The 22,853-nt window shown below is 69.0% G+C and carries 19 protein-coding genes; 16 read left to right on the top strand and 3 right to left on the bottom strand.

Translation table 11 applies throughout. The annotated features are described in order from the left end of the window. Window positions 1-7: 7 nt before the first annotated feature. Window positions 8-706, bottom strand: a complete 699-nt coding sequence (lexA, locus tag VF106_RS02705) for a transcriptional repressor LexA (RefSeq protein ID WP_414638835.1) — start codon at window positions 704-706, stop codon at window positions 8-10. A 276-nt stretch (window positions 707-982) separates the two neighbouring features. On the opposite strand from lexA, the gene VF106_RS02700 reads away from it, so the two are divergent. The 9 genes from VF106_RS02700 to VF106_RS02660 all read left to right on the top strand — a co-directional run bounded on the left by VF106_RS02700 (window position 983) and on the right by VF106_RS02660 (window position 8,361). Next, window positions 983-1,426 carry a LysM peptidoglycan-binding domain-containing protein gene (locus tag VF106_RS02700; RefSeq protein ID WP_330837922.1) on the top strand — a complete coding sequence of 148 codons (444 nt, stop codon included), beginning with the start codon at window positions 983-985 and terminating at the stop codon, window positions 1,424-1,426. Window positions 1,427-1,928: 502 nt separating this feature from the next. After that, the gene (gene nrdR / locus VF106_RS02695) at window positions 1,929-2,393 is read left to right on the top strand and encodes a transcriptional regulator NrdR (protein ID WP_330837921.1); all 465 of its coding nucleotides are present in this window, start codon (window positions 1,929-1,931) and stop codon (window positions 2,391-2,393) included. Window positions 2,394-2,509: 116 nt separating this feature from the next. Beyond that, complete coding sequence (locus VF106_RS02690) at window positions 2,510-5,314, top strand: vitamin B12-dependent ribonucleotide reductase (protein WP_330837920.1); 2,805 nt, start codon at window positions 2,510-2,512, stop codon at window positions 5,312-5,314. Between the two features lie 85 nt (window positions 5,315-5,399). After that, window positions 5,400-5,813 carry a type II toxin-antitoxin system HicB family antitoxin gene (locus VF106_RS02685; protein ID WP_330837919.1) on the top strand — a complete coding sequence of 138 codons (414 nt, stop codon included), beginning with the start codon at window positions 5,400-5,402 and terminating at the stop codon, window positions 5,811-5,813. Next, window positions 5,810-6,238 (top strand): cytotoxic translational repressor of toxin-antitoxin stability system, encoded by a 429-nt coding sequence (locus VF106_RS02680; protein ID WP_330837918.1) that lies wholly within the window; start codon window positions 5,810-5,812, stop codon window positions 6,236-6,238. The genes VF106_RS02685 and VF106_RS02680 overlap by 4 nt, the downstream gene beginning before the upstream one ends. Before the next feature lie 70 nt (window positions 6,239-6,308). Next, window positions 6,309-6,569 carry a type II toxin-antitoxin system Phd/YefM family antitoxin gene (locus tag VF106_RS02675; protein ID WP_330837917.1) on the top strand — a complete coding sequence of 87 codons (261 nt, stop codon included), beginning with the start codon at window positions 6,309-6,311 and terminating at the stop codon, window positions 6,567-6,569. Then, on the top strand, window positions 6,566-6,979 hold the full coding sequence (locus tag VF106_RS02670; RefSeq protein ID WP_330837916.1) for a type II toxin-antitoxin system VapC family toxin: 414 nt from the start codon (window positions 6,566-6,568) through the stop codon (window positions 6,977-6,979). The genes VF106_RS02675 and VF106_RS02670 overlap by 4 nt, the downstream gene beginning before the upstream one ends. A 46-nt stretch (window positions 6,980-7,025) precedes the next feature. Beyond that, a complete protein-coding gene (locus VF106_RS02665) occupies window positions 7,026-7,787 on the top strand; it encodes an SDR family NAD(P)-dependent oxidoreductase (protein ID WP_330837915.1) in 762 nt (253 codons plus the stop codon). After that, a complete protein-coding gene (locus VF106_RS02660) occupies window positions 7,777-8,361 on the top strand; it encodes a TetR/AcrR family transcriptional regulator (protein ID WP_330837914.1) in 585 nt (194 codons plus the stop codon). The genes VF106_RS02665 and VF106_RS02660 overlap by 11 nt, the downstream gene beginning before the upstream one ends. A 10-nt stretch (window positions 8,362-8,371) precedes the next feature. Here the strand turns inward: VF106_RS02660 and VF106_RS02655 are convergent, their stop codons facing one another. Then, window positions 8,372-8,953, bottom strand: a complete 582-nt coding sequence (locus VF106_RS02655) for a hypothetical protein (RefSeq protein WP_330837913.1) — start codon at window positions 8,951-8,953, stop codon at window positions 8,372-8,374. Window positions 8,954-9,115: 162 nt separating this feature from the next. Here VF106_RS02655 and VF106_RS02650 point away from each other — a divergent pair, with 162 nt between their 5' ends. From VF106_RS02650 to VF106_RS02620, 7 genes are read left to right on the top strand one after another with little or no spacing between them, the layout of a single operon-like run. Next, on the top strand, window positions 9,116-11,548 hold the full coding sequence (locus VF106_RS02650; protein WP_330837912.1) for a VWA domain-containing protein: 2,433 nt from the start codon (window positions 9,116-9,118) through the stop codon (window positions 11,546-11,548). 53 nt (window positions 11,549-11,601) lie between these two features. Continuing rightward, window positions 11,602-14,202: a tubulin-like doman-containing protein gene (locus tag VF106_RS02645; protein ID WP_330837911.1), complete on the top strand. Its 2,601-nt coding sequence runs from the start codon at window positions 11,602-11,604 to the stop codon at window positions 14,200-14,202. Between the two features lie 23 nt (window positions 14,203-14,225). Next, the gene (locus tag VF106_RS02640; protein WP_330837910.1) at window positions 14,226-14,750 is read left to right on the top strand and encodes a hypothetical protein; all 525 of its coding nucleotides are present in this window, start codon (window positions 14,226-14,228) and stop codon (window positions 14,748-14,750) included. A gap of 3 nt (window positions 14,751-14,753) precedes the next feature. After that, window positions 14,754-16,937 (top strand): hypothetical protein, encoded by a 2,184-nt coding sequence (locus VF106_RS02635; RefSeq protein ID WP_330837909.1) that lies wholly within the window; start codon window positions 14,754-14,756, stop codon window positions 16,935-16,937. Window positions 16,938-16,940: 3 nt separating this feature from the next. Beyond that, a complete protein-coding gene (locus VF106_RS02630; protein ID WP_330837908.1) occupies window positions 16,941-17,942 on the top strand; it encodes a hypothetical protein in 1,002 nt (333 codons plus the stop codon). Next, window positions 17,927-19,036, top strand: coding sequence for a TRAFAC clade GTPase domain-containing protein (locus VF106_RS02625; RefSeq protein WP_330837907.1), 1,110 nt, complete (start codon window positions 17,927-17,929; stop codon window positions 19,034-19,036). The genes VF106_RS02630 and VF106_RS02625 overlap by 16 nt, the downstream gene beginning before the upstream one ends. Continuing rightward, window positions 19,033-20,808, top strand: a complete 1,776-nt coding sequence (locus VF106_RS02620) for a hypothetical protein (RefSeq protein ID WP_330837906.1) — start codon at window positions 19,033-19,035, stop codon at window positions 20,806-20,808. The genes VF106_RS02625 and VF106_RS02620 overlap by 4 nt, the downstream gene beginning before the upstream one ends. Window positions 20,809-20,820: 12 nt before the next feature. On the opposite strand, the gene VF106_RS02615 is transcribed toward VF106_RS02620, so the two are convergent. Then, window positions 20,821-22,839: a prolyl oligopeptidase family serine peptidase gene (locus VF106_RS02615; protein WP_330837905.1), complete on the bottom strand. Its 2,019-nt coding sequence runs from the start codon at window positions 22,837-22,839 to the stop codon at window positions 20,821-20,823. Between the last annotated feature and the right edge of the window lie 14 nt (window positions 22,840-22,853).

Raw genomic sequence — 22,853 nt, 5'->3', positions numbered from 1 at the left:
AGGTTTTCTAGAGCCTGCGCAATACCGCGACGACCTTGCCGAGAATGGTGGCGTCGTCGCCGGGAATCGGTTCGTACGCCTCGTTGTGCGGCATCAGCCAGACGTGTTCGTCCTTGCGTTTGAACGTCTTCACGGTGGCTTCGCCCTCGATCATCGCGGCGACGATCTCCCCGTTGTCCGCGGTCGGTTGCTGGCGCACCACCACGTAGTCGCCGTCGGTGATGGCCGCGTCGACCATCGAGTCACCGGCGACCCGCAGCAGGAACAGCGACCCCTCGCCGACGATCTCCTTCGGCAGTGGGAAGACGTCCTCGACCGCCTCCTCCGCGAGGATCGGCCCACCAGCGGCGATACGCCCGAGGACCGGCACGTCCACCGCGCCGTACTGGCTGGTCGGCGGCGTTGCCGCCGGCGCCGCGGCCGCCGTTACCGTGGCCGGGTCCATGTCCGCGGGCAGCACGCCGATCGCCCTCGGCCGGTTGGGGTCCCGTCGCAGGTAGCCCTTCTGCTCCAGCGCACGCAGCTGGTAGGCGACGGAGGAGGTGGACGTGAGCCCGACGGCCTCGCCGATCTCCCGGACACTCGGTGGGTAGCCGAACCGCTCGACCCACGTGCGGATGACCTCCAGGACCTCCCGCTGACGGATCGGGAGCTCCTCCGCGTCCGGTTGCTCGACGTCGGGGAAACTGCGTAGGTTGCCCCGCAACGGCTTCCTCTTGGGAACGCCCTTCGGTATTCCTCCTGGTTTGCGTGGCACGGTATGCCTCCCTGCGCGCCGGCCCGCCCTACTTGACGGCCGGATTGTTCGTGTTCGTCATCGACGTTATCCGTAGGTCACCTGGAGATCAAACACCTGTTCGACGACACGCCGAGCGGGTCTTGCTTTTTTGTCGGTGCCTCGTGGTACAAAATCGCACGAAGGTTCGATCGAACGACTGTTCGATCTTCGTGCAGGTGTTCGAGAGCGGTTCGGGAGGCCGGGATGAGCGCGGTGACGCACAAGACGGAGGTCGGAGCGCAGGTTCACGTCGACGTGCCGGTGCGGCGCGCGAAGCCGGCGGTGCGCCGCGTGGTCCCGCATCGCCCCCCGACACGGCGTCGTGTGGCGGGCGCGCCACGCGTCCTCGCGCGGGCCGCGTGCGCCCCGCGCCGCGCCCGGCTTTCACTCGTCTGGGTGTTAGGCGTGGCGTCGGTGGCGTGCGCCGCGGTCGTCGGCCTAGGCGCGCTGTCGAACGCCGTGACCCCGTCGGTGCCCGAGGACACGACCGTCGTCCGGGTGAAGCTGGGAGAGAACCTGTGGGAACTCGCGGGCCGCGTCGCCCCGAACGCCGACACGGCGGCGGTGGTCGAACGAATCCGCGAGCTGAACGGCGTCGACGGCACGATCCAACCGGGCCAACCGCTGACGGTTCCCTTCCAGCGCTGAGCTTCCCGCCGTCCGCACTGTCCACATAGGCGGTTCCAGTTCGACTGGCCCCACTTGTGCACGGCCAGTGGGTCTCACATGCCCGTCCCCGCCCGCCGTCGCGGCCTGCGGTTGCCTACCCGCTGTGGACGGGTGCCTGCTCGTAGAGCAGAGTCCAGCCTGAGAGCCACTGTGGTCCTTCTGGACACGCGCTAGGGCGTCCGTGGAGTGCGGCCGGTCTGACCTCTCACTCCGGAATCCGGCTCGACTACTCTCAGCCGGCGTCGACCCGTCGGTGTGGGACCCGTGTGGACACTCATGGCGACGTCCGGCGGACCCGGAGTGGCGTCGATCACCACGCGTGTCCGACCGCGTGTCGCGGGGTGTGTCGGCTTGCATCATCTGGCGTCTAGGCCTACCGTCAACCCCAACATCTAGTAGTTACAACCCTGTAGTTCATCCACAGGTTGGGTTGTAGTTATCCACTAGTTGTCCACAAGTTGATCATCAGAAGGGGTGACCCATGCGCTGTCCGTTCTGTCGCCACTCGGACTCGCGAGTGGTCGACTCCCGCGAGGTGGACGATGGTCAGGTCATCCGGCGCAGGCGGTCGTGCGCCAAGTGCAGTCGGCGGTTCACCACCGTCGAGGAAGCGGTTCTAGCGGTCGTCAAGCGGTCCGGGGTGACAGAGCCGTTCAGCCGCGAGAAGGTGGTAACCGGGGTGCGGCGCGCCTGCCAGGGCCGCCCTGTCGACGAGGACGCCCTCCAGCAACTGGCACAGAAGGTCGAGGACACGATCCGGTCGACCGGCGCCGCCGAGGTGCCGAGTCACGAGGTGGGCCTGGCGATCCTCGGCCCTCTCAGGGAGTTGGACGAGGTCGCCTACCTGCGGTTCGCCAGCGTGTATCGGTCATTTTCGTCCATTGAGGACTTCGAGAAGGAGATCGCCGGCCTGCGGCGGGCGATCGAGCGGGACAACGAGGAATGAGTAGAAGCCGCACCAGACGGCGCTACGCGGTTGGCAGAAGGTCACGTCGGACGGTGGGTCCGTACACGGGAGCGAACGTGGCCACACCGATGCGGGTTGAAAACGAGGGAGAGGGCATGACGGAGACGGTGGGGACCGACCAGGAGACAGCGGTGACACCGCGTCTCGCTGTGCGGCGCGTGTACACCACCGAGGGGGTGCACCCGTACGACGAGGTCACCTGGGAACAGCGCGACGTGGTGATGACCAACTGGCGCGACGGGACGGTCAACTTCGAACAGCGGGGTGTCGAGTTCCCCGAGTTCTGGTCCGTCAACGCGACGAACATCGTCACCAGCAAGTACTTCCGCGGCGCCGTTGGCACCCCGGTGCGCGAGCATTCCCTGCGCCAGCTCATCGACCGCGTGGTGAAGTCCTACGTGGCCGCCGGCACCGAGCACGGCTACTTCGCCGCGCCGCAGGACGCGGAGATCTTCGAGCACGAGCTGACCTGGATGCTGCTGCACCAGGTGTTCAGCTTCAACTCGCCGGTGTGGTTCAACGTCGGCACCAGCTCGCCCCAGCAGGTGAGCGCGTGCTTCATCCTCGCCGTCGACGACACCATGGACTCGATCCTCAACTGGTACCGCGAGGAAGGCCTGATCTTCAAGGGCGGCTCGGGCGCCGGCCTCAACCTCTCCCGCATTCGGTCGAGCAAGGAACTGCTGTCCTCCGGCGGCACCGCGTCCGGTCCGGTGTCGTTCATGCGTGGCGCCGACGCGTCCGCCGGCACCATCAAGTCCGGTGGCGCCACCCGTCGTGCCGCGAAGATGGTCGTGCTCGACGTCGACCACCCGGACGTCGAGGAGTTCATCGAGACCAAGGCCAAGGAAGAGGCGAAGATCCGCGTCCTGCGTGACGCGGGCTTCGACATGGACCTGGGCGGCGCCGACATCACGTCGGTGCAGTACCAGAACGCGAACAACTCGATCCGCGTCTCCGACGAGTTCATGCACGCGGTGGAGCAGAGTGGCCACTTCGGACTGCGCTCCCGCACCACGGGCGAGGTCCTCGAGGAGGTCGAGGCCAAGGCGCTGTTCCGCAAGCTGGCGCAGGCCGCGTGGGAGTGCGCCGACCCGGGCATCCAGTACGACGGCACGATCAACGACTGGCACACCTGCCCCGAGTCGGGCCGGATCACCGCGTCCAACCCGTGCAGCGAGTACATGCACCTGGACAACTCCAGCTGCAACCTCGCGTCGCTGAACCTGCTGAAGTTCCTGCGCGAGGACGGCGCGTTCGACGCGGAGCGCTTCTCGCAGGCGGTCGAGCTGGTCATCACCGCGATGGACATCTCCATCTGCTTCGCGGACTTCCCGACCGAGCCGATCGCCGACACCACCCGCAAGTTCCGCCAGCTGGGCATCGGCTACGCCAACCTGGGCGCGCTGCTCATGGCGACCGGCCACGCGTACGACTCAGAGGGCGGCCGCGCGCTCGCCGCCGGCATCACCTCGCTGATGACCGGCACCGCGTACCGGCGTTCCGCCGAGCTGGCAGGCGTGGTCGGCCCGTACGAGGGCTACGCACGCAACGCCGACGCGCACCAGAAGGTCATGCGCAAGCACGCCGCGGCCAACGACCTGATCCGCACCTACCACCGCAACGACGTGGAGGTCCAGCGCCTCGCGACGCAGGAGTGGCAGCGGGGTCTGCTGATCGGCGCGACGAACGGGTGGCGCAACGCACAGGCGTCGGTGCTCGCCCCGACCGGCACCATCGGCCTGATGATGGACTGCGACACGACGGGCATCGAGCCCGACCTGGCGCTGGTCAAGTTCAAGAAGCTGGTCGGCGGCGGCTCCATGCAGATCGTCAACCAGACGGTGCCGCGCGCGCTGAAGGCACTGGGCTACCAGGACGAGCAGATCGAGGCGATCGTCGAGTTCGTCGCCGAGCACGGTCACGTCATCGACGCCCCCGGCCTGCGCCGCGAGCACTACGAGGTGTTCGACTGCGCCATGGGCGAGCGCTCGATCGCCCCGATGGGCCACGTCCGCATGATGGCGGCGGTCCAGCCGTTCATCTCGGGCGCCATCTCGAAGACGGTGAACATGCCGGAGTCGGCGACCGTCGAGGACGTCGAGGAGATCTACTTCCAGGGCTGGAAGCTGGGCCTGAAGGCGCTGGCGATCTACCGCGACAACTGCAAGGTCGGCCAGCCGCTGTCGGCGGGCAAGGGCAAGAACGACGGCAAGGCGGAGCCGGAGACGATCGTCGAGTACCGCCCGGTCCGCAAGCGCCTGCCGAAGAAGCGTCCGTCCCAGACGGTGTCCTTCACCGTCGGCGGTGCCGAGGGCTACCTGCACGCGGGCTCCTACCCGGACGACGGCCTCGGCGAGATCTTCGTCAAGCTGGGCAAGCAGGGTTCCACGCTCGCGGGCGTGATGGACGCCTTCTCGATGTCCATCTCGGTCGGCCTGCAGTACGGGATTCCGCTGGAGTTCTACGTCTCGAAGTTCCAGAACCTGCGCTTCGAGCCGGCGGGCATGACCGACGACCCGGACGTGCGCATCGCGACCAGCGTGCTGGACTACCTGTTCCGTCGCCTCGCGCTGGACTACCTGCCGTACGAGAAGCGTGCCCAGCTGGGCATCTTCACGGCCGACGAGCGCGCGGCCCAGCTGAACAACGACTACGGCCCGGCCGGCGACCTGGACATCGAGGGCATGCGCAGCACGGTCGACGCGAGCCCGACCCGCCCGGCAGTGGAGGCGTCGAAGCCCGAGGTCAAGGAAGCCCACAGCTCCACGGAGCTGCTGGAACTACACCTCGGCAAGGCGGCTGACGCCCCGCTGTGCATGACCTGCGGCACGAAGATGCGCCCAGCAGGCTCGTGCTACGTCTGCGAGGGCTGCGGCTCCACATCCGGCTGCAGCTGAACAGCCACCTCCAGGCTAAGTACGTCACGTACTTGACGTACTTAGCCTGGAGGTACACCCTGGTGAGGACCACCGGGAGGTTGCCATGGCTGTTCACTACGACAGCTATACCGAGGCTCGCGCACATCTGAAGGACTTGCTGGATGCCGCGGAGAAGGGACGAGTCGCCACTGTTCGGCGTGACTCGGCCACGACGGCCGTTGTCGATGTAGAGCGACTGCGGCGCTTCCTCTCTTCGATCGTTCCGTCGCGCGCTCAGGTCGTTCCGGAGGCTGGCGGCTGGTCGGTGTTCATTCCGGGACTGCCGGTGGCCGCTGATGGCGCGTCGTTCGACGAGGCGATCACCGAGATGATCGACGCGTTGCGGGAGTACGCGGAAGACTGGCAGCAGCACCTGCTCGAAGCTCCGAACCACCGTGAGAATTGGGGTCTGGTGCAGCTGATCAGCTTCAGTGACGACGAGCAACTGCGTGACTGGCTTGTCGGTGCCGCGCGGTGACGTCCTGGTCTCAGCCAACGCGCAAGGATCACGAGACGTTCTGTCGGATCGAAGAATGGCGCACAGTGCGCGATGCTCGTGGGCGGGCCGGAACGCATCACGTCACCTACGAACTGGATCTTGTTGATGGCAGGATCCTGCGAACCCGCATTTCCCACCCGGTCGACCGTGGCGACTACGGGCCGAGCCTGTGGAAGCACATCCTTCGCGACCAGCTTGCAGTCGATGAGCAGGCGTTCGGGTCATGCGTGCAGGACGGCGTCAAACCTGCCCGCGGGGCACCTGAGCAGCCGGCGGAAGCCCTGCCCGCTGACCTCGTGTACATGCTGATTTCGCGTGTCGGTCTCGACGAGTCAGAGGTTGCCGCGATGCGCAAGGACGAGGCGGTGGCCAGGATTCAGCGCTATTGGACCGACGGCGCCTGACCAAGCACCTTCGGCATCGCCTTCGACAACCGCGCAATTTCTGTCTAGTCTGTCTAGATGGAGGTGTGCCATGAACGGTCACTGGCAGTTGCAGGAAGCCAAGCAGCGCTTCAGTGAGTTGATCAGATCGGTCGAGACCAGTGGACCCCAGTTCGTCACCAGGCACGGCGAAGAGGTCGCGGTGGTCATCGACGTCGCGGAGTACCGCCGGCTCCGGGGTGGCGAGGAGGACTTCAAGGACTTCCTGCGCTCCGCGCCCGACCTCGACGATCTGCCGATCGACCGGTCACGGGTGCCCGCGAGGGTCGTTGACCTTGGTGAGGACGAGTGAGCTTTCTCCTCGACACGAACATCGTGTCGGAGATCCGTCGGAAGAAGCCCAACGCGGGGGTCGCCGCCTGGTTCGAGTCGGTCCGCCCGAGCGAGCTCTTCCTGAGCGCGCTGGTCGTCGGCGAGATCAGGCAGGGCATCGAACGGTTGGTGAGCCGGGCTCCCGGGCGGGCGGAGGTGCTCGAGAAGTGGCTCGGGCAGCTGGTCACCACGTACAGCGATCGGGTCGTCCCGGTCACCGTCGAGGTGGCGGAGGTGTGGGGACGGCTCAACGCCAAGGGGCCGCTGCCGGTCGTCGACGGTCTGCTGGCGGCGACCGCGCTGGCGCACGGGTGGACCCTGGTCACGCGCAACGTGCGCGACATCGCGCCGACCGGCGTGCGCTACCTCGACCCCTTCCTTTCGCGCTGAACTAGAATCTTGTTCTAGAAGATAGTTCTAGTTAAGCTCGGTTGTCATGCACACGGCAGTGGTGACGGGCGGGAACCGCGGTATCGGCTACGCGGTGTGCGGGGCGTTGGCACACAAGGGTTTCCGCGTAGTGGCGGTGACCAGGAACCCGGCGGCGCCCGTGCCGCCGAACGTCGAGGTGGTATCCGGCGACCTGGCCTCACGCCGAACAGTCGCGGCCCTGGCAGAGGCACTGTCGAACACGTGCGGGACGATCGACGTGCTGGTACACAACGCCGGCGTGTGGCCGACCCGCTTGCGGCACAACGAGGACGGCATCGAGGAGTCGTTCGCGGTCAACCACCTCGCGCCGTTCCAGCTGAACATGGCGTTGGCGCCGAAGCTGCGCCGCGTGGTGCAGGTGAGCGCGGGCCTCTACGTGAAGGGCCGGGTGGACCCGGACCGCACCCCGTGGGGCAAGGACTTCCACCGCATGCGCACGTACTGCGACACGAAACGCGCGAACCTGCTGCTGACACCACTGTTCGCCGAGCACTGGCAAGATGCGGGCGTGACCATCGATGCGGTGCACCCCGGCGTGATCCGCACGAACCTGGGCGACCCGGGTGGCGTGCTGGGCGCGGTTCTGCGCCTGGTGAAACGGAGGTGGGCGCCACCGGAAGCCGGCGCCGCCCCGGTGGTTCGACTGTCGTCGGCGACGGGCACGGGCCGCTTCTTCAACGTGGAGAAGGAGGAGCCGATCCCGAGTGAGCCCGAGCTGGCACGCCGCTTGTGGGAACAGGCGAGGAAACTGACGGGTGCCGGTTAAACAGCGCCGCGGCGAGGAGACGAAACAACGCCTGCTGGACGCCGCACTGGCAGCACACGAGGCGGGTGACTTCACCGTGCAGGCGGTGACCGCGACGAGCGGGGTGAGCCTGGGCAGCCTGTACCACCACTTCGGTAGCTTCGACGGACTGGCGGCGGCCCTGTACAGCCGTTGCATGGCCGACCTGCTCGACCGGATTGTCGCGGCCCTGGTGAGAACACGGACAACTCGCTCCGGCGTCCGCGCGGTGGTGACCGCGTACCTGGACTTCGTCGCGGGCCAGCCGGCGAAGGCCCGCTTCATCCACGCGTCCGCGTACGCCGGCTACCTGCCGGCGCACGCGGAGACGATCGCGGACATGAAGCGCCAACGTATGGCCCGCATGGCGGCGTGGCTGGCCCCGCACGTGGCCGCGGGATCCATTGTGGACCTGCCGGACCCGTTGACGGAGATGTTGCTGATCGGCCCGGTGGCGGAATTGTCCCGCAGGTGGCTGAATGATCCGGCCATCGACCTGGCGGCGGCGGCCAAACATCTGCCCGATCGGATCTGGGCTTCACTCCGCAATCATTGACACGTTCGCCTCAGTGGAACATCAGGTCGGAGAGGAAGTTGACGCCGATGCCGAGGGGAACCGAGAACAGCAGACCGGCCAGGAACAAGAGCAGGTGAGCCCGGCGTCCCGGTTTGGCCGCTTTCTCGTTGGCGGTCTCGATGGTCGCCGCGATGAACGAGCGCACCGCCTCAGCCTGCTCCTCGTATAGCGCCGCGAGATCCTTGTTCGTCTGGGCCTCCGCGCGTATTCGTTGCAGTGCGGTCTCCTGCATGCGGAGTTCGGCGTTTATCTCCTCGATCAGATGGCTCGACTCCGACAGGTTCGTGCGCAGTCGCTCGATCCGCTCGGGGAGCGCCGAGGTTCGCGTGTCGTCATCGGGAAGCGACCGCTTCGACAGCAGCGCCGAGATCACGGTGCCCAGTCCGCCTGTCAGCGCGGCGATGATCTGTATCAATAGCTGGCTCACGGGCAGGTAGTCGCGGTACGAACCTCGGATGTTGCAATTGTTCAAATAGGACAATCCCGGGCTTCGCCGTGGCCGGAACCGGCTCACCTGGGTTTCGGTGGATATCGGCAGGAATTTGTTTTGGTGTGTGACTTCTTTTCTCACCCTATTCGGGTGACGTTGTAACGAATCATCCGGATGCCGCGACGTTCGCACCAGTCGAAACCTGTGGACCTCGTGACCTGGAAGTCCGTCAATCCGCGACCGGCGGGAGTGTCGCGCGTGGCGGTGCCGTGGGCTGCGGATTTGTGTGATTGGTGGGATAACGTGGCGAATCCAGTCGGAAAAGCGCGCCGGTGGGCGACGTGCGGGATCGCGGCGTTGTCGGCCGCCGCCGTGCTCCCGGCAGGCGCCACGCACGGGCAGACCGAGGACCAGCCGGCGACGTTGCCTCCGCTGCGGGTCGTCGTGCTCGTGGACGAGTCGGGAAGCCTTGACGAGGCCGATGTCGCCGCCGAGAAGGAAGCAGCGCGGACGATCGTTTTCAGTGTGCTGGCACCGGGTTCGGTCGTGTCGGTGGCCGGGTTCGCCAGTTCGGACGGACCGGGGCAGAGCCCCGTCGACGTGGTGTGCCCGCCGACGGTGCTGGACTCCGCGCAGAAGCGCGACACACTCGGCAACTGCGTCGGCGACCTGCGACGGCGGAATCCCGACGAAGGTGACGGCACGGATCACGTCGCCGCGTTGTCGCAGGCCCTGGACACGGTGAAGGCCGACGAGCCGGCGAAGAAGGTCGTCTTCCTGCTGACCGACGGAAAGCTCGACGTCGCCAAGAGTCCGGCCTGGGGCGACACGCCAGAGCGGCGGAACTCGGCGGCGGCCGGCCGGGTCAGGGAGGTGTTGGCCGATCTCGACGAGGCCGGCGCACAGGTGTGGCCGATGGGCTTCGGGGACGTCGACACCGCGGCGCTGAGCGGGTTCGCCGTGGGACGGAGCTGCACACCCGCCGCCCCCGACCCGCGTGCGCAGGTATCGCCGACGCCCGCCGAGCTGAAGGTTGCCGTGGCCAACGCGTTCAGCTCGGCGAGTTGTGTCCGGTACGGACCGCTCGTCACAGACGAGGTCCCGCAGGGTGGTTCGGTGGAGTTGCCGGTCGTGATCCCCGAGATCGCCAGCGACGCGTCCATCGTGGTCTACAAGCGTGACCCGCGGATACAGGTCGAGTACCGCGCTCCGGACGCCGACCAGCCCGCTCCACGACAGGGCGGCACGGACTTCGAGTTCGCCGGGCAGTCCACCGAGACCGAGTCCGTGCGCATCGTCGACCCCAGACCGGGAGAGTGGACGGTGCGGTTGTCCTCCGCGGACGTACCCACCCAGCAGGTCGCCGCGACGGTGGTCTTCCAGGCCGCGGTCAAGGCGAACCTGTCGGTGAGCCCGCCGCGGCCGGCGGCCGGGCAGACCGTCGACATCAGCATGCAGGTGTGGGCGCGGGGGCGAGCGGTCACTGACCCGGAGACGCTGGCGGGACTGTCGTTCGTCACGACGTTGACCGGGGACGGAGTGGATCGGCCGCCGCGGGTGGCACTCACCGATGACGCCGCCGACGGCACGTTCGACGGGAAGCTCACGGTGCCGAAGGAGGCGTCCGGTGCCCTCACCTTCACCGGCCAGGTGACCGGCGTCGGCATCGGCGGCGACACCCGGGTGCTGTACACCGGGGTCCAACCGGGCAGCGCGCTGCTCACCGGTCAGATCCTGTTCGACCGCAACGACGCCGCGGTGGTTCCGGGCGGCACGGTCACCGGCACGGTGTCGGTCACCAACGACTCCGGTACCCCGGAACAGCTACGCCTTCTCGTGGCGACGCCGTCGGCGGGCGCCTCGCTGACCGTGGACCCGGGCACCGTGCGAGCCGCGGCCGGCGTCACGAAGATCCCCTTCACGTTGCGCTTCGGCGACAGCACGGTGCTCGGTTCGAACGCGGCCACGCTGCGGGTGGTCGACGCGGCGGACCCGGCCGTGGTCGTCGCCGAGCGGGAGATCTCCGTCGTCGTACGGGAGGAGCCGGCCCCCCGGTGGTTGTTCTGGGCTCTCGTGGCGCTCGCGGCGCTGCTGCTCGTCGCCGGGGCGTTCCTCGCCGGCAGGTTGCGGGCACGGGCCGCCGCGGCCAGGGTGCGCGACCTGCGCGTTCGTGTGCTCAGCGGCGGGAGCAGCGACGAGCTGTCGCCCCGCGACCCGAACGCCAAGCGCCTCGTGTTCGCCGTGCACCAGGAGTTCACCGGCTGGAAGCTGCGTGAGGTGCTGCCGGGGGACCCGAACGCCTACACACTGCGCCGCCGTGGCAACAAGGTCGTCCTGGTGCCGCCCGGTGGTCAGCCCGTCGCACTCGAACCGGAGGAGCCGTTCGCCATCGGCGCGGAGCGATCCCTCGTCGTCATCGACGATCGGTCGGTGGTGATCGGCGCGGCGACCGGGGAGCCGGCAGCACTCGGCGTCACCGAGCCCGCCGCGACCGACGGCGACGACCCGTTCGCGGACGTGCCGCCGCTCGATCCGTTCGCCGAGGCGATGTCCTCGGCCAGTGGGACCTCGTACCCCGCGTCCGGAGCGGTCCCTGACGCGAACTCCCCGGTCGAGGATCCGTTCGTCGACGACATGTTCGACCACGGCCCGACCACGGCGCGGTCCGAACGTGCGCGGCACGACTCGACGCCGGGAGGCGGCCGCTACTTCGATCCCGACGATCCCTTCAGCTGAGCACACCGTGCGCGGACCACGTTCCGATGGCCGATGACAAAGGACAATCCGTGATGAGGATCTACCAACCCATGCTGTTCCTCGGGCTGGGCGGAACCGGGTGCAAGGTCGGCGCCGAGCTCGAACGCCGGTTGCGGGAGGAGCTGTGCGGGCCGGACGGCACCAAGCTGCTCGGGGACATGACCGGCCAGAACTACCTGCCGTTCCAGCTGCCGTCATGCCTGCAGTTCGTGTACGCCGACCTCAGCGAGAACGAGCTCAGGCGAGTACGCCGCGAGGTCGTGCCGGGCCGTGAGCACGAACGGGCGGCCCGCAAGACCATGCACCTGATCACCGATCTCGTGCCAGCACACCTCAACAACTCGGCGGACGTCGCCGAGAGCCTGCGGATCCACTCCGACGAGGAGACGGTCAGCTGGTTGCCGCCTCGGGAGACGGATCCCCGGATCGGACCGCTGCTCCGCGGCGCGGGTCAGTTGCCGACCGTCGGCCGCAGCGTGCTGTTCGAGACGCTGAGGCGTAACCCGGACACGGCCCTGCTCGGCATCAAGCAGGCCCTTGCCCGGATCAACGAGTCCGCCGGGGAACTGTTCGTCGTCAGCGGGAAGCGCACGCAGCGCGTCGACCCGGTGATCGTGTTCGTGGCGTTCTCCGTGGCGGGCGGTACCGGCAGCGGGATCTACTACGACTACCTGCACCTTGTCGGTGACCTCATGCAGCGGGGCGGCAAGCAGGCCGAGATCTACCCGATGGTGCTCATGCCGTCGGCGTTCGACGACGGCCAGGGTGGCGGCCGGCCCGCGAACCTCAACGCCGGCTCGGCGCTGGTCGACCTGTTCCGCCTGATCGACGACCAGAACGCGCAGGGCACGCCGGACGCCCTGGACGCGACCGGAGCGCACGGTGCGGTGTCGGTTCGGTACCCGCAGCTGGAACAGGTGCGGCTGTCGCCGAACACCGTGCAGACGGCGTTCCTCTTTGGACGGCCGGTCGGCGGGGTGCGCCGGGACGATCTCGGCCGCTCGATGGTGTCGCTCATGACGTCGCTGATCGGCGCCGGACCGGCCCAAATGGACAGTGAGGACGCGCGGCAACAGCCGTACCAGACCTTCGCCGACGGTTTCATCAACGGCGCGGTGGAACGGCACGCGGTGGCGGACACCGGCGTCGGGCGGCGCGGGGTCACCACGAGCGCGGTGGCGGCGCTCACCACGCCGCTGCTCGAGCTCACCGACATCGTGAGCGCCCACCTGTTGGCCAACGCGATCAAGGAACTGCGTGTTCCCCCTGGCGCGGCCGAGACCAACCGCCAGTACATCGAGGACTTCGTCATCAAGGCAGGCCTGGACAAGCTGCGTTTCGCACGGCCGGCAGCGCTGCCGCCGATGGGCGCTCCGACCGGCTACGGGCAGGTGATCGCCGCGCTGACGGCGCGCGCCGACGCGATGGCGGCCAACATCACGCGGGACCGGGAAGCACTCGCCGCCCCGGTCGCCACCATGGCGCAACGTTTCGATCCCGCGAGCGCCGCGGTGGCGCTGCTGAGTGAGATGGACATCTTCCGGCTGCACCGGGTGATCCGCGGGCATCCCGAACTGGTCCATCCGACCGACCAACGCGGCTGCGAGGCCCTGCTCGACGGCTGGCGGTCGCAACCACAGGCGCCACCCGGCCTGAACGCGTCCGCGCCGCCGGTGCCGGAGAACCTGCGCAAGCGGCTGACCCAGCGGATGCGGATCAGCGACGACGCGGCTCAGGCGGTCATCAAACAGCAGGACCGTTGGTACGCCTGGCAGACGCGGGCGATCTGGAACGCCGCGTGGGGCGACAGCCACCGCTTGTGGAGCCGCCCGTGGGACGCCTTCCGCCAGGAGTTCGCGGCCGTCCACGAGCAGTTCCTGCTCCACGCCGGTGCCGAGTCGCAGCAGTTCGACCTGCGGTGGAAGGAGCTCTACAAGGCCAGGGTCGGGGTGACCTACCTGTTGCCGGCGGAAGACCGCGGTCTGGAGGGCTTCTACCAGACGGTGCTGGCGCGGCTGAAGAACAGCGAGCCGCTGCGTGCCATCGCCAACGCCAACGAGGGCCACGTGCTCAACCATCTGCTCCGGGACACCAACGGCTGGGTGGCGGCCTACGCGGCGGCCTACGCCGACGGGCGCCGCGCGCCGGAAGCCGCTGTCGCGTACGTGCTCCAGCGCGTCAAGGTGGCGGTCACCGAGGCCGTTCGCCCGAGGCTCGGTGACGAGCCCGCGCTCGTTCCCCGGATGGAGGACCTGCTCGCCAACGCGATCGAACGACGGGACAGGTCGGTGACCGAGCCCGACCTGATCCGCTTCCGGCAGAAGCTCGCCGAACTCGTGCCCGGCGGCTTCGCACCGGACGGCAAGTCCCGGCTCAAGGCGCTGTTCACCTATCCGGCGGGCCGGGAGAACGCCGAGATCGAGCGGTTCCTGCGCCGCGAGGTTTCGCTGCCCGCCGACATGGTCGGGGAACCGGAGTTCCGCGCCACCCAGGCGGACGAGATGGTCGTGGTGCTGACCCGAAGCTCGATGGGGGTCACGGAGGTACCGGAGCTGCGGCGAGTGGTCCGGTTGTGGGCCGACGCGCACCGGCGCCCGCAGCCGGAGGACACCTGCCGTGGCGGCGCCGCCTGAGCCAGAACGGCGGTTACCTCCTCATGGACGACCAGGACCACGACAACGTGCTGCATCGGCTGCTCTGCGCGGCGTGGGACGGCAAGGTCGCCGTCGCCGGCGACATGAACAGCCCGGACCACATCACGGTGGAGATCGGGAGCCGGGACTCGGTGCCGATGCGGCTCGGGCTCACCCCACTGGGCGCCCTGTCCTCCTGGGCGACTGTGCTGCAGGCGTACGAGCAGTGGATCCTCGCCGACGACAACCCGAGCCGACGTGGCCTCGCCTCGCGTCTCATGTCGACGGTGCCCTCGGACGCGGACCGGTCACCGCGACAGCCGGCGGCGGCGTTCGCCGCGATCGTGGATCTTGCCTCGCCCGAGCTGTTGAAGATCAAACAGGCCGAGCAGAGCAAGGTGCTCGCCCGTGACCCGCAACTGGCCGTGCTCCGCGACTTCTGGGGCCGCGCGCTGCCGGCCGCGCTGCACAGGCAGATCAGCGGCACCAGCAAGAACCTCCTCGAGCTGCGTGAGCAGGTCGACGTCGCGCACGAGCTGGGCGGGTGAGGCATGTCCACGAACGCGTCGGAAGTCGAAGTGCTGGACCTGCGGGTCGCGCCCGGCGACCCACCGGTCGGACGGTTCGGCAGGCTGGTGGTCCTGGACGACGCCGACTCCCTCGTCAAGCACGCGGACACCTACCTCGCGCTGGTGAGCGGGGAGATGGTGAGCGCGGTCGTGTGCGTGGCCATCGGCGAGGCGGACGGCGACGACCGGTTCGGCGGCGCGGTGCTCGCCATCCCGCACGCGTTGCGGTACGCCACGGTCCTGTGGGTCGGTGACCGCGAAGGGGTCAGGTGGGTGCCCGACGGCTCGCACCCTCGTCCGGTCGAAGCCGACGAGAAGGCCGGGGACTCGCTCGACGATCTGATCGCCGCGCTCCGGGTGCCGCACGTGTTCGACCGGGTCGTCGAGATGGCCGAGGGACATCCCGGCATGAGTCCCGCGGTCCGGGTAGCGCCGATCGCACCGGACCCGGTCGAGTTGGTCGACGCCGGTGAGGCAGCTGTCCAGGCCCTCACCGCACCCGAATACGGATCCGCGGTGAACCTCGGGCCGAGGGTGCGCCGGCTCGACTCGTCGAACGACCACCGCGGGAACGTCCTGGCCGGGCGGATCCACCAGACCAGGGACAAGGCGGTGCGGGCGCTGAACCGGGTGACCGAGCTGACCGCGGTGCTCGGGACGGGGCCCGCGCTGCTCGGCCGGGACCGGCCGACGGCGCGCCTCGGCGAGGAGGTCGCCAGAGCGGGTCAGCTGGCCGAGGAGTACCGCGAGTGTCTGGCGTTGCTCCTGGATCGGGTCGACGGGCACCTTCGAGTCGGGACACCACCGGTCGCGAAGGTGACGGAGCTGGGCGTGCCCACCCCGAGAGCGGCCCGGCTCGGCGAGATCGTGCCCGCGCTGCGCGAGGTCGTGACCGAGAGGCTGGCCCGGGGGACATCGCTCACGACGTTGGCCGAGGAGATCCGCCTGGCCGCGGCGACCAGCGAGCCACAGGGCTGCGGCACCGACCTGGCCGAGGTGCGTGGGCGCGGACCACTGTCGCTTGGCATGCCCGCGTTTCGGCGCTGGCCGATCAGCCGGGCACTGCTGCCGGTCGTGGCCGTCTGTTGCGCGCTCCTGACGATCCTGCTCGGACCGGGCTCGTCCGGCTGGGTCGGGGGTGGTCTGCTCGCCGCCGGCTGGTTCGCGTCCGGCCTGCTGCTGCTCGCCAGGCGACCGGGCCCGGCAGCGGAACACGGCTTGGCCACGGCCTGGCTGCCCGCCGTCGGGACCTACGGCGTCGCCGCCGTCGCCGGGGTCGCTGGTGGTGCCCTGGCTCCCGATGTCGTCCTGTCCTGGGTAGCCGTGCCGGAGCTGGTCGGCGGTCTGCTCGCGGTCGGCGTGAGCGCGGTGAGCGCGGCCACGGTCGTGCTCAGTTGGCGCGCCGCGGTACGGGCGTGGTCGGCGGGCCTGCGTGTGGCGGACGTGCGCACCGCCATCGAGGAGCTCACCCGCCGCTGCGAGGAAGCCGTCGGCCGTGAGTGGTTGCCGGTGCGACGGCACCGCGCGATCGCCGCCACCGCCGGGTCGATCGCCGTCGCCATCGAGGAGCTCTCAGCCACCCTCGGCGCGACCGGTGGGCGCGTCCTCGCGGGCGAATGGCCGGACCCTCCTGACGAGGTCACGCCGGCCGTGCCGGAACTTCTCCGCGTGGTCCACGCCGACCTCGCCGACCTGTGCCGTGCCGCGCTGGCGCCGGCATGGCAGGCGGCGGAGGGCGGTCGGCGGCTCGACCGAAACGTGCTCGCGAAACATCTGGTCCGCAGGCTCGGTGACTACGGCGACCGGGTTCGGCGACACGGTCTGCTGGCGGCGGGCACCCCCGGCGACCGGCGCAGGGACGCCCTGGTCGCGCGGCTGTGGGCGGACTCGCCCCTGGCCGCCGTGGCACTGCGCACCGGGCCCGGCACCGAGCTGGTGCAGCTGTGTCGGGGTGACCAGGTCCGGTACCTCAGCACGGCCGTCTCGCCGGGCTTGCTGAGGTTCGCGCCGGGGCGACTGCGCGGTGTCCTCGAGCGAAGCCACACGGACCGGGCGCTCGCCTCCGATCCGGGCATCACCTGGAGCGACGGCGGCGAGTTGGTCGGCGCGCTGCGACTCGTGCCGTTGCGGCCGGAATCGGTACATCACATGATGGGAAGTCGGTAGTACATGGCCGAGCTGGTGAAGATCCGTGGCCGCAACGTGTTCGGCCGCCTGCGGGAGATCGAACTGGTCGAGGGAGGGGCCTACGACGCCCCCGGTTCCCGGCTGCGGCAGCGACTGGTGGTCGTGAAGAACCGAAGCTACGTCTACAAGTGCGTGCCCCGTGCCGACGGCAACCGCGAGCCCGCTCTGTACGACATGCTGGACAACGAGGTTCGCGCCGGTACCCGGCTCGGCCAGGTGTACGCCGACCGGTATCCACCCGAACTGGCGCGGCTCGCCGCCTACAACGTGGACGCCGAGGAGCCCTTCGTCCTGTTCTACGCCTACGCGGGCGACCCGGCCACCGGTCTCGCGACGCGGCTCGAGCCAGAACACCGCCGGCTGTTCGAGGTGGGCCTGCTGCGGGCCGTGCGGCTGACGGCTGAGGCAGGCGTGATCCACGGCGCGCTCACCATGGACGCGCTGCGATGGGACGGCAGGCAGGTCCAACTCGTGAACTTCGAGTCAGCGCGACAGGTCGGCGAACCGCGTCGGTCCGGACCGGTGCTGCCAAGCCACTCTCCGGAGCAGAGCAGCGGATCGGGGACGGTGGACAAGCGCGACGACGTGTGGGCCGCCTGTCTGATCGTCCGTGACGTCGCGATGGGCGCGTCGGCGAACGGGTTCCGGCGCGACCGGAGCAGTGACCCGGAATGGCTGCGGGCCTTGCTGGACCCGGTGTTCGACAACGAGGTGGCGCACCGGCCGGAGCCGGCCGACCTGCTCCGCGGCCTGCGGTCGGATGTCCCGGAACTGGCGGCGGGTGACCCCGAGGCCGGCCTCACGCCCGGCCAACGCCAGTTCGACCGGATCAGCCTTCGCAAGCGGAGGACAACGGCGAACGCCGGCCAGGAACCGGCCAATCGGGGAACCAACCCGCGCTGGGGCGTCGCCGCGATGGTCGTGCTCGTCGTGATCGCGGCAGTGGTCGGGCTGGCGGTGATGTTCGGATGGGTGAACCTGTGATGCCCGCGCCGAGGACGGTGCGCTGCCCGATCTGCGCGGATCCCTTCGCCTGGCCGGAAGGTCCCGAGATCCTGATCAAGGACGAGGACACCGGACAGTACAAGCCGAAGGACATCTCGCCGCTTTCCCCGGAGAAGCAGGCGTTCCTCCTGCGGCAGGGATACCTGGAGTGCCCCAACCCGTCCGGTGACACCCCGTCACACCTCCTGCCCGCGACCTATGTCAACTACCAGGACCCGCTGGTCATCGGGCTGGTCGGCGCGCCAGCGTCGGGCAAGACGCACCTGCTCACGGCCATGATCCGCCAGGCGTACCGGAACGGGCTCGATCCGTACGACATCTCCACGACAGCTCTCGACATCCTGCGCCACGACGACTTCCGCTCCCGGTACATCGAGATGTTCGAGAAGGGAGCGGCGTTGCCGGGCACGACGGTCGGGGTGATCGAGGCGGCCGACATCCTGCTGCTTCGAGGGCCAACGGGTGAGCGGCCGGTCACGTTCTTCGACGTCGCGGGGGAGGACCTCGCGAGCACCGCGGCGGAGAACCGGTCCAACAGGTTCCTGCTCGGCGCCAACGCGGTGATCTTCGTGTGTGAGGCCGAGGATCCGCTGGAGACGAAACGGCTGACACCGGCGGAGAACAAGGCCTTCGAGCTGGCTGTGGAACGGCTGCGCAGCGTGCCCGGTCGAGTCGATCAGCTTCCCGCGACGATCGCCGTGACGAAGTCGGACCGGCTCCGGTACGTGCCGCCCGCTGACCGGTGGCTGCGTCGTGGCGACGAGCGGTTCGTCGACCCGAGACGCGTCCAGCGGGAGAGTCGTGATGTGTTCGCCTACCTGAGCCAGACCGGTGCGGCGGCCTCGTTGCTTCCCTTCGAGACGTTCCGGCGCTGCACGCTGCACTTCGTCTCGGCCAGCGGTGGCGACGCGGTACCGGTGAACGGGCAGGACGGCGGGAGCACCGGCGACGGGCTGGAGAAGTACTTCCCTCGCGGGATCCGTCCGACGCGTGTGCTGGAGCCGCTCGTGGCGATCCTCGCCATGACCGGCGTGATCCCGGGCGCCGAGGCGGACAGGGTGGGCCGACCATGACCGAACTCGCTCACGGGGATGTGGAACAGGCGTTCTTCGGCTGGTCCACAGAAGAGCGCGCGTTGACGCTGCTCTGGAACTCGTTCCCGGACCCGGATATGGCGTCGATGTGGCTGCGCCGGCTGGAACCGCACGTCAGGCTGATCGGGGTCGGTGACGTGTCGCCGCCTGCCGTCGCCTGGTCCTATCTCGAGTTCGGCGACAGCTCCGTGCTGTTGCGGCGGGTGGCGGTCGGTGACTCGTCGGGTCGGAACAACGCCCATGCGCTTGTCGGGGCGCTGGACCTCTCGGCCGCGTTCGAGCTGCTGCGGTGGAAAGGCTGGAGCGACTCGGTGCCGCACGCCACGGTGCGCCCCGAGCCCGCGAGCAAGGGGGACATGGCGGACGTCCTGCGCGGCCAGGCTGAGCGGATCGAGCAAGCGACCGCCACCGTACTCGCGAAGCTCATCGAGTATCCGGAACGTCCGCTGAGCGTGATCGGCTGTCCGAGGGGCTACGAGATCGCCATGGTGTGGTGCCTCCGCGCGGCCGGCGACCGGTACCTGCGCGAGAAGGGCGTCGCACGGTCCTGGTCGTTCACGACCTATGCGGAACGCCACGACGTCACCGTGAGGGGAGGCTTGCCGCAACTCGTGTTCCTGCCGGTTCGCCAGACCGGGGCGGCCGTGGTGGACCGTGAGGTCGTCGTGTTGGACAGTGAGTCGCCGACGGACGTGGACGGGGACGCCGGCAGGCTGGTCGCGCACGCGCTACGCGGTGCGGGGTCGTCCGAAACGCCTGTGGCGGCGCGGAGTTCAGCCAGTACCGAGCCGCTCCAGGATGCGGTGCGTACCGATGCCGACACGCGGCAAAAACAGCACGAAACCGCTCACCCACCCACTGAGCGCACGCAGGCGTCCGGCCGTCACATGCGCTCCGACACCAAGTCACCGGCGTCGCCGCGATCCTTGGCGGAGAATCTGGTTCGTGCCAAGAAGGTCGCCGACTTCGACCTGTACCTGACCATGGTCGTGGAGGAAGGGCGAAGATCCCAGGCGCGCGGCGAGCTGCGGCACGCCCTCGACCTCGCCGCGATGGATCGGGTGGCCAGCCGGGTGGAGCAGAGAGCCGACCTGGACCTGCACAAGGTGATCACAGCGGCGTACGGCGCCAGGTACGAGGACCTGGCGGAGCCGGGCGTGCTCCGGGACGCGGTGAAGATCATCGAGCACTCCCGCTTCGAACGCCTGGCCAAGGCGATGGGTCGTGCCGTCGCCGAGGTGTCGAAGGAGCAGGCCGAGGCCGCCGGATACCGTCGTTGGCTGGCGACATCGTCCATCCGACAGGTGCGCCCGCTGCGTCCCAGGACCTGGGCAGTCGTGGCGGTCGTGATGATCGCGTTGCTGACCGCGGTGTTCCTGCTTGGCACGGCGGTCGACGAACCCGATGCGGCCAACGCCGGTGACGCCGGGCCCGGCGTCACCAGCCTGCCGGGCGGGCCGACACCAGGACCCGTCGTCGGCCAGGCAGAGCTCGCACTCGTCAGCGAACGCACGCACCGTGTGTTCGCCTTCGCCAAGGCCGGCGACAGCTACTTCCCGCGACAGCCCTGCGTGTCGGTCGACAGCCGCTGGCACTGCATGGGCAGTGCCGCGCCGGCGGCCGAAGACACCGCCACGCTGGTGGCCATTCCGGTGCCGGTGAACCAGGTCGCCGACCTGCTCCGCAAAGCGGCGAAGAACGAAGCAGCCCCACGGGCCCCGGACTGGGGAGGCGAGGCACCCGTCGTGTGACGGGCGCCGCCGTCACCGCTGTGCCGGCTCGTCGCCCAGTTGTCGCCACAGGAACTCGAACACCAGCGCCCATTTGAACGCCAGCTGCGCGTTGTCCGCCGCCGCGCCGTGGCCGCCCTCGATGTTCTCGTAGTACCGCACGTCGTACCCGAGTTCCGTCAGCCGCGCCATCATCTTGCGTGCGTGCCCGGGGTGTACCCGATCGTCCCGTGTGGACGTCAGGATGATCGTCGGCGGGTACGGCCGGTCCGCGGCCACGTTCTGGTACGGCGAGTACTCCTTGAGGTAGGCCCATTCCGCGGGCTCGTCGGGATCTCCGTACTCCGCCATCCACGACGCGCCAGCCAGAAGCTTGTGGTAGCGCCGCATGTCCAGCAGCGGCACCTGGCACACGATCGCGCCGAACAGCTCCGGGTACCTCGTCAGCATGACACCCATCAGCAGGCCGCCGTTCGACCCGCCCTGGATGCCGAGCCGCGCCGGTGTCGTGATGCCTCGTGCGACGAGATCCTTCGCCACCGCCGCGAAGTCCTCGTACACCCGCAGCCGACGCTCTTTCAGCACCGACCGGTGCCACTCCGGTCCGTACTCGCCGCCGCCGCGGATGTTCGCGACCACGTACGTCCCACCGCGGGCGAGCCAGCCGCGGCCGGTCGTGCCGCTGTAGCCCGGCGTCAGCGACACCTCGAACCCGCCGTATCCGGTCATCAGCGTGGGCCCGTCGTTCTCCTGCCCCACAACGAAGTACGGGATCCGCGTGCCGTCGTCGGACGTCGCGAAGTACTGCCGCGTGGACAGGCCGTCGGCCGCGAAGAACGCCGGTGCCCGCTTCAGCACCTCGACATCCCCGCCGATCTCGCCGCGCTGCAACGTCGCCGGCTGGGTGTAGCCGCTCGCGTTGAGGAAGTACTCGTCGTCGTCATCCGGGTTAGTGTCCATGATGTCCGCCGAACCGACCTCAGGCACACCCGCGAGCGGGGCGCGTGCCCAGCCCTGCGCCGGGGTGAGCACCTCGAACCGGCTCTTCACGTCCCGCAACGACGCGAGGATGAGGTGGTTGCGTGTCCACGCGTGGTACGAGTACGACGTGTGCTCGTCCGGTTCGAACAGGACGGTCAACTCGCGCGCGCCGGCGAGGTAGTCGTCGAACCTGGCCGCGAGCAGGGCGCCGGCCGGATACGTGGTACCGCCGACCGTCCACGGTGTCCTCGTGTTGATCAGCAGCCATTCCCGGTGCGTCGAGGTGTCCGCGTCCTCCGGCACGTCCAGCTTCACCAGCTCGCCGCCGGGCCGGCGGAAGAACTTCTCCTTGCGGTAGAAGTCCAGGTGCCGGTACACGAAGTCGCGCTCGAAGCCCTCGGTCGGGTCGTGATAGGCGCCGGCGGACACGTCGTCCGGCTTGCCCTCGAACACGGTGACGGCCTCGGACAGCGGCGTGCCGCGCCGCCACTCCTTGGCGATCCTCGGATAGCCGGAGGCGGTCAGCGATCCCTCGCCGAAGTCCGTGCCAACGTAGATCCGGTCCTCGTCGATCCAGCCCACCCGGGTCTTCGCCTCCGGGACAGTGAAACCGTCCTCGACGAACGTGCGGGTCTCGAGGTCGAACTCACGCACCACCGTCGCGTCCGCGCCACCGCGCGACAGCTCGACGAGTGCTCGCCGGTAGTCCGGCCGCAGCACTGCCGCGCCCTGCCAGACCCAGCTCTCGTCCTCGGCCTTGGCGAGCGCGTCGACGTCGAGGACAAGCTCCCACGCCGGGTTGTTCGTCCGGTACGACTCCAGCGTCGTCCGCCGCCAGAGACCGCGTGGGTTGGTGGCGTCCTGCCAGAAGTTGTAGAGGTGCCCGCCGCGCCTGCGCACGTACGGGATCCGGTCGTCGGCGTCGAGAACCTCCCGGACCTCGTCGCGCAGCGTGGCGAACCGGGCACCGCCGGTCAGCTCGGCGATGGCCGTGGCGTTGCGCTCCCGCACCCAGTCCAGGGCGGTTTCGCCGGTGACCTCTTCGAGCCAGAGGTACGGATCTTCTGTCATGACACGAGTCTGCC

It is taken from the genome of Actinophytocola sp., from assembly GCF_036378875.1.
Classification (GTDB): domain Bacteria; phylum Actinomycetota; class Actinomycetes; order Mycobacteriales; family Pseudonocardiaceae; genus Actinophytocola.
Note: the sequence above shows the minus strand (reverse complement) of the source record. Positions and strands in the feature narration are given on the sequence as shown.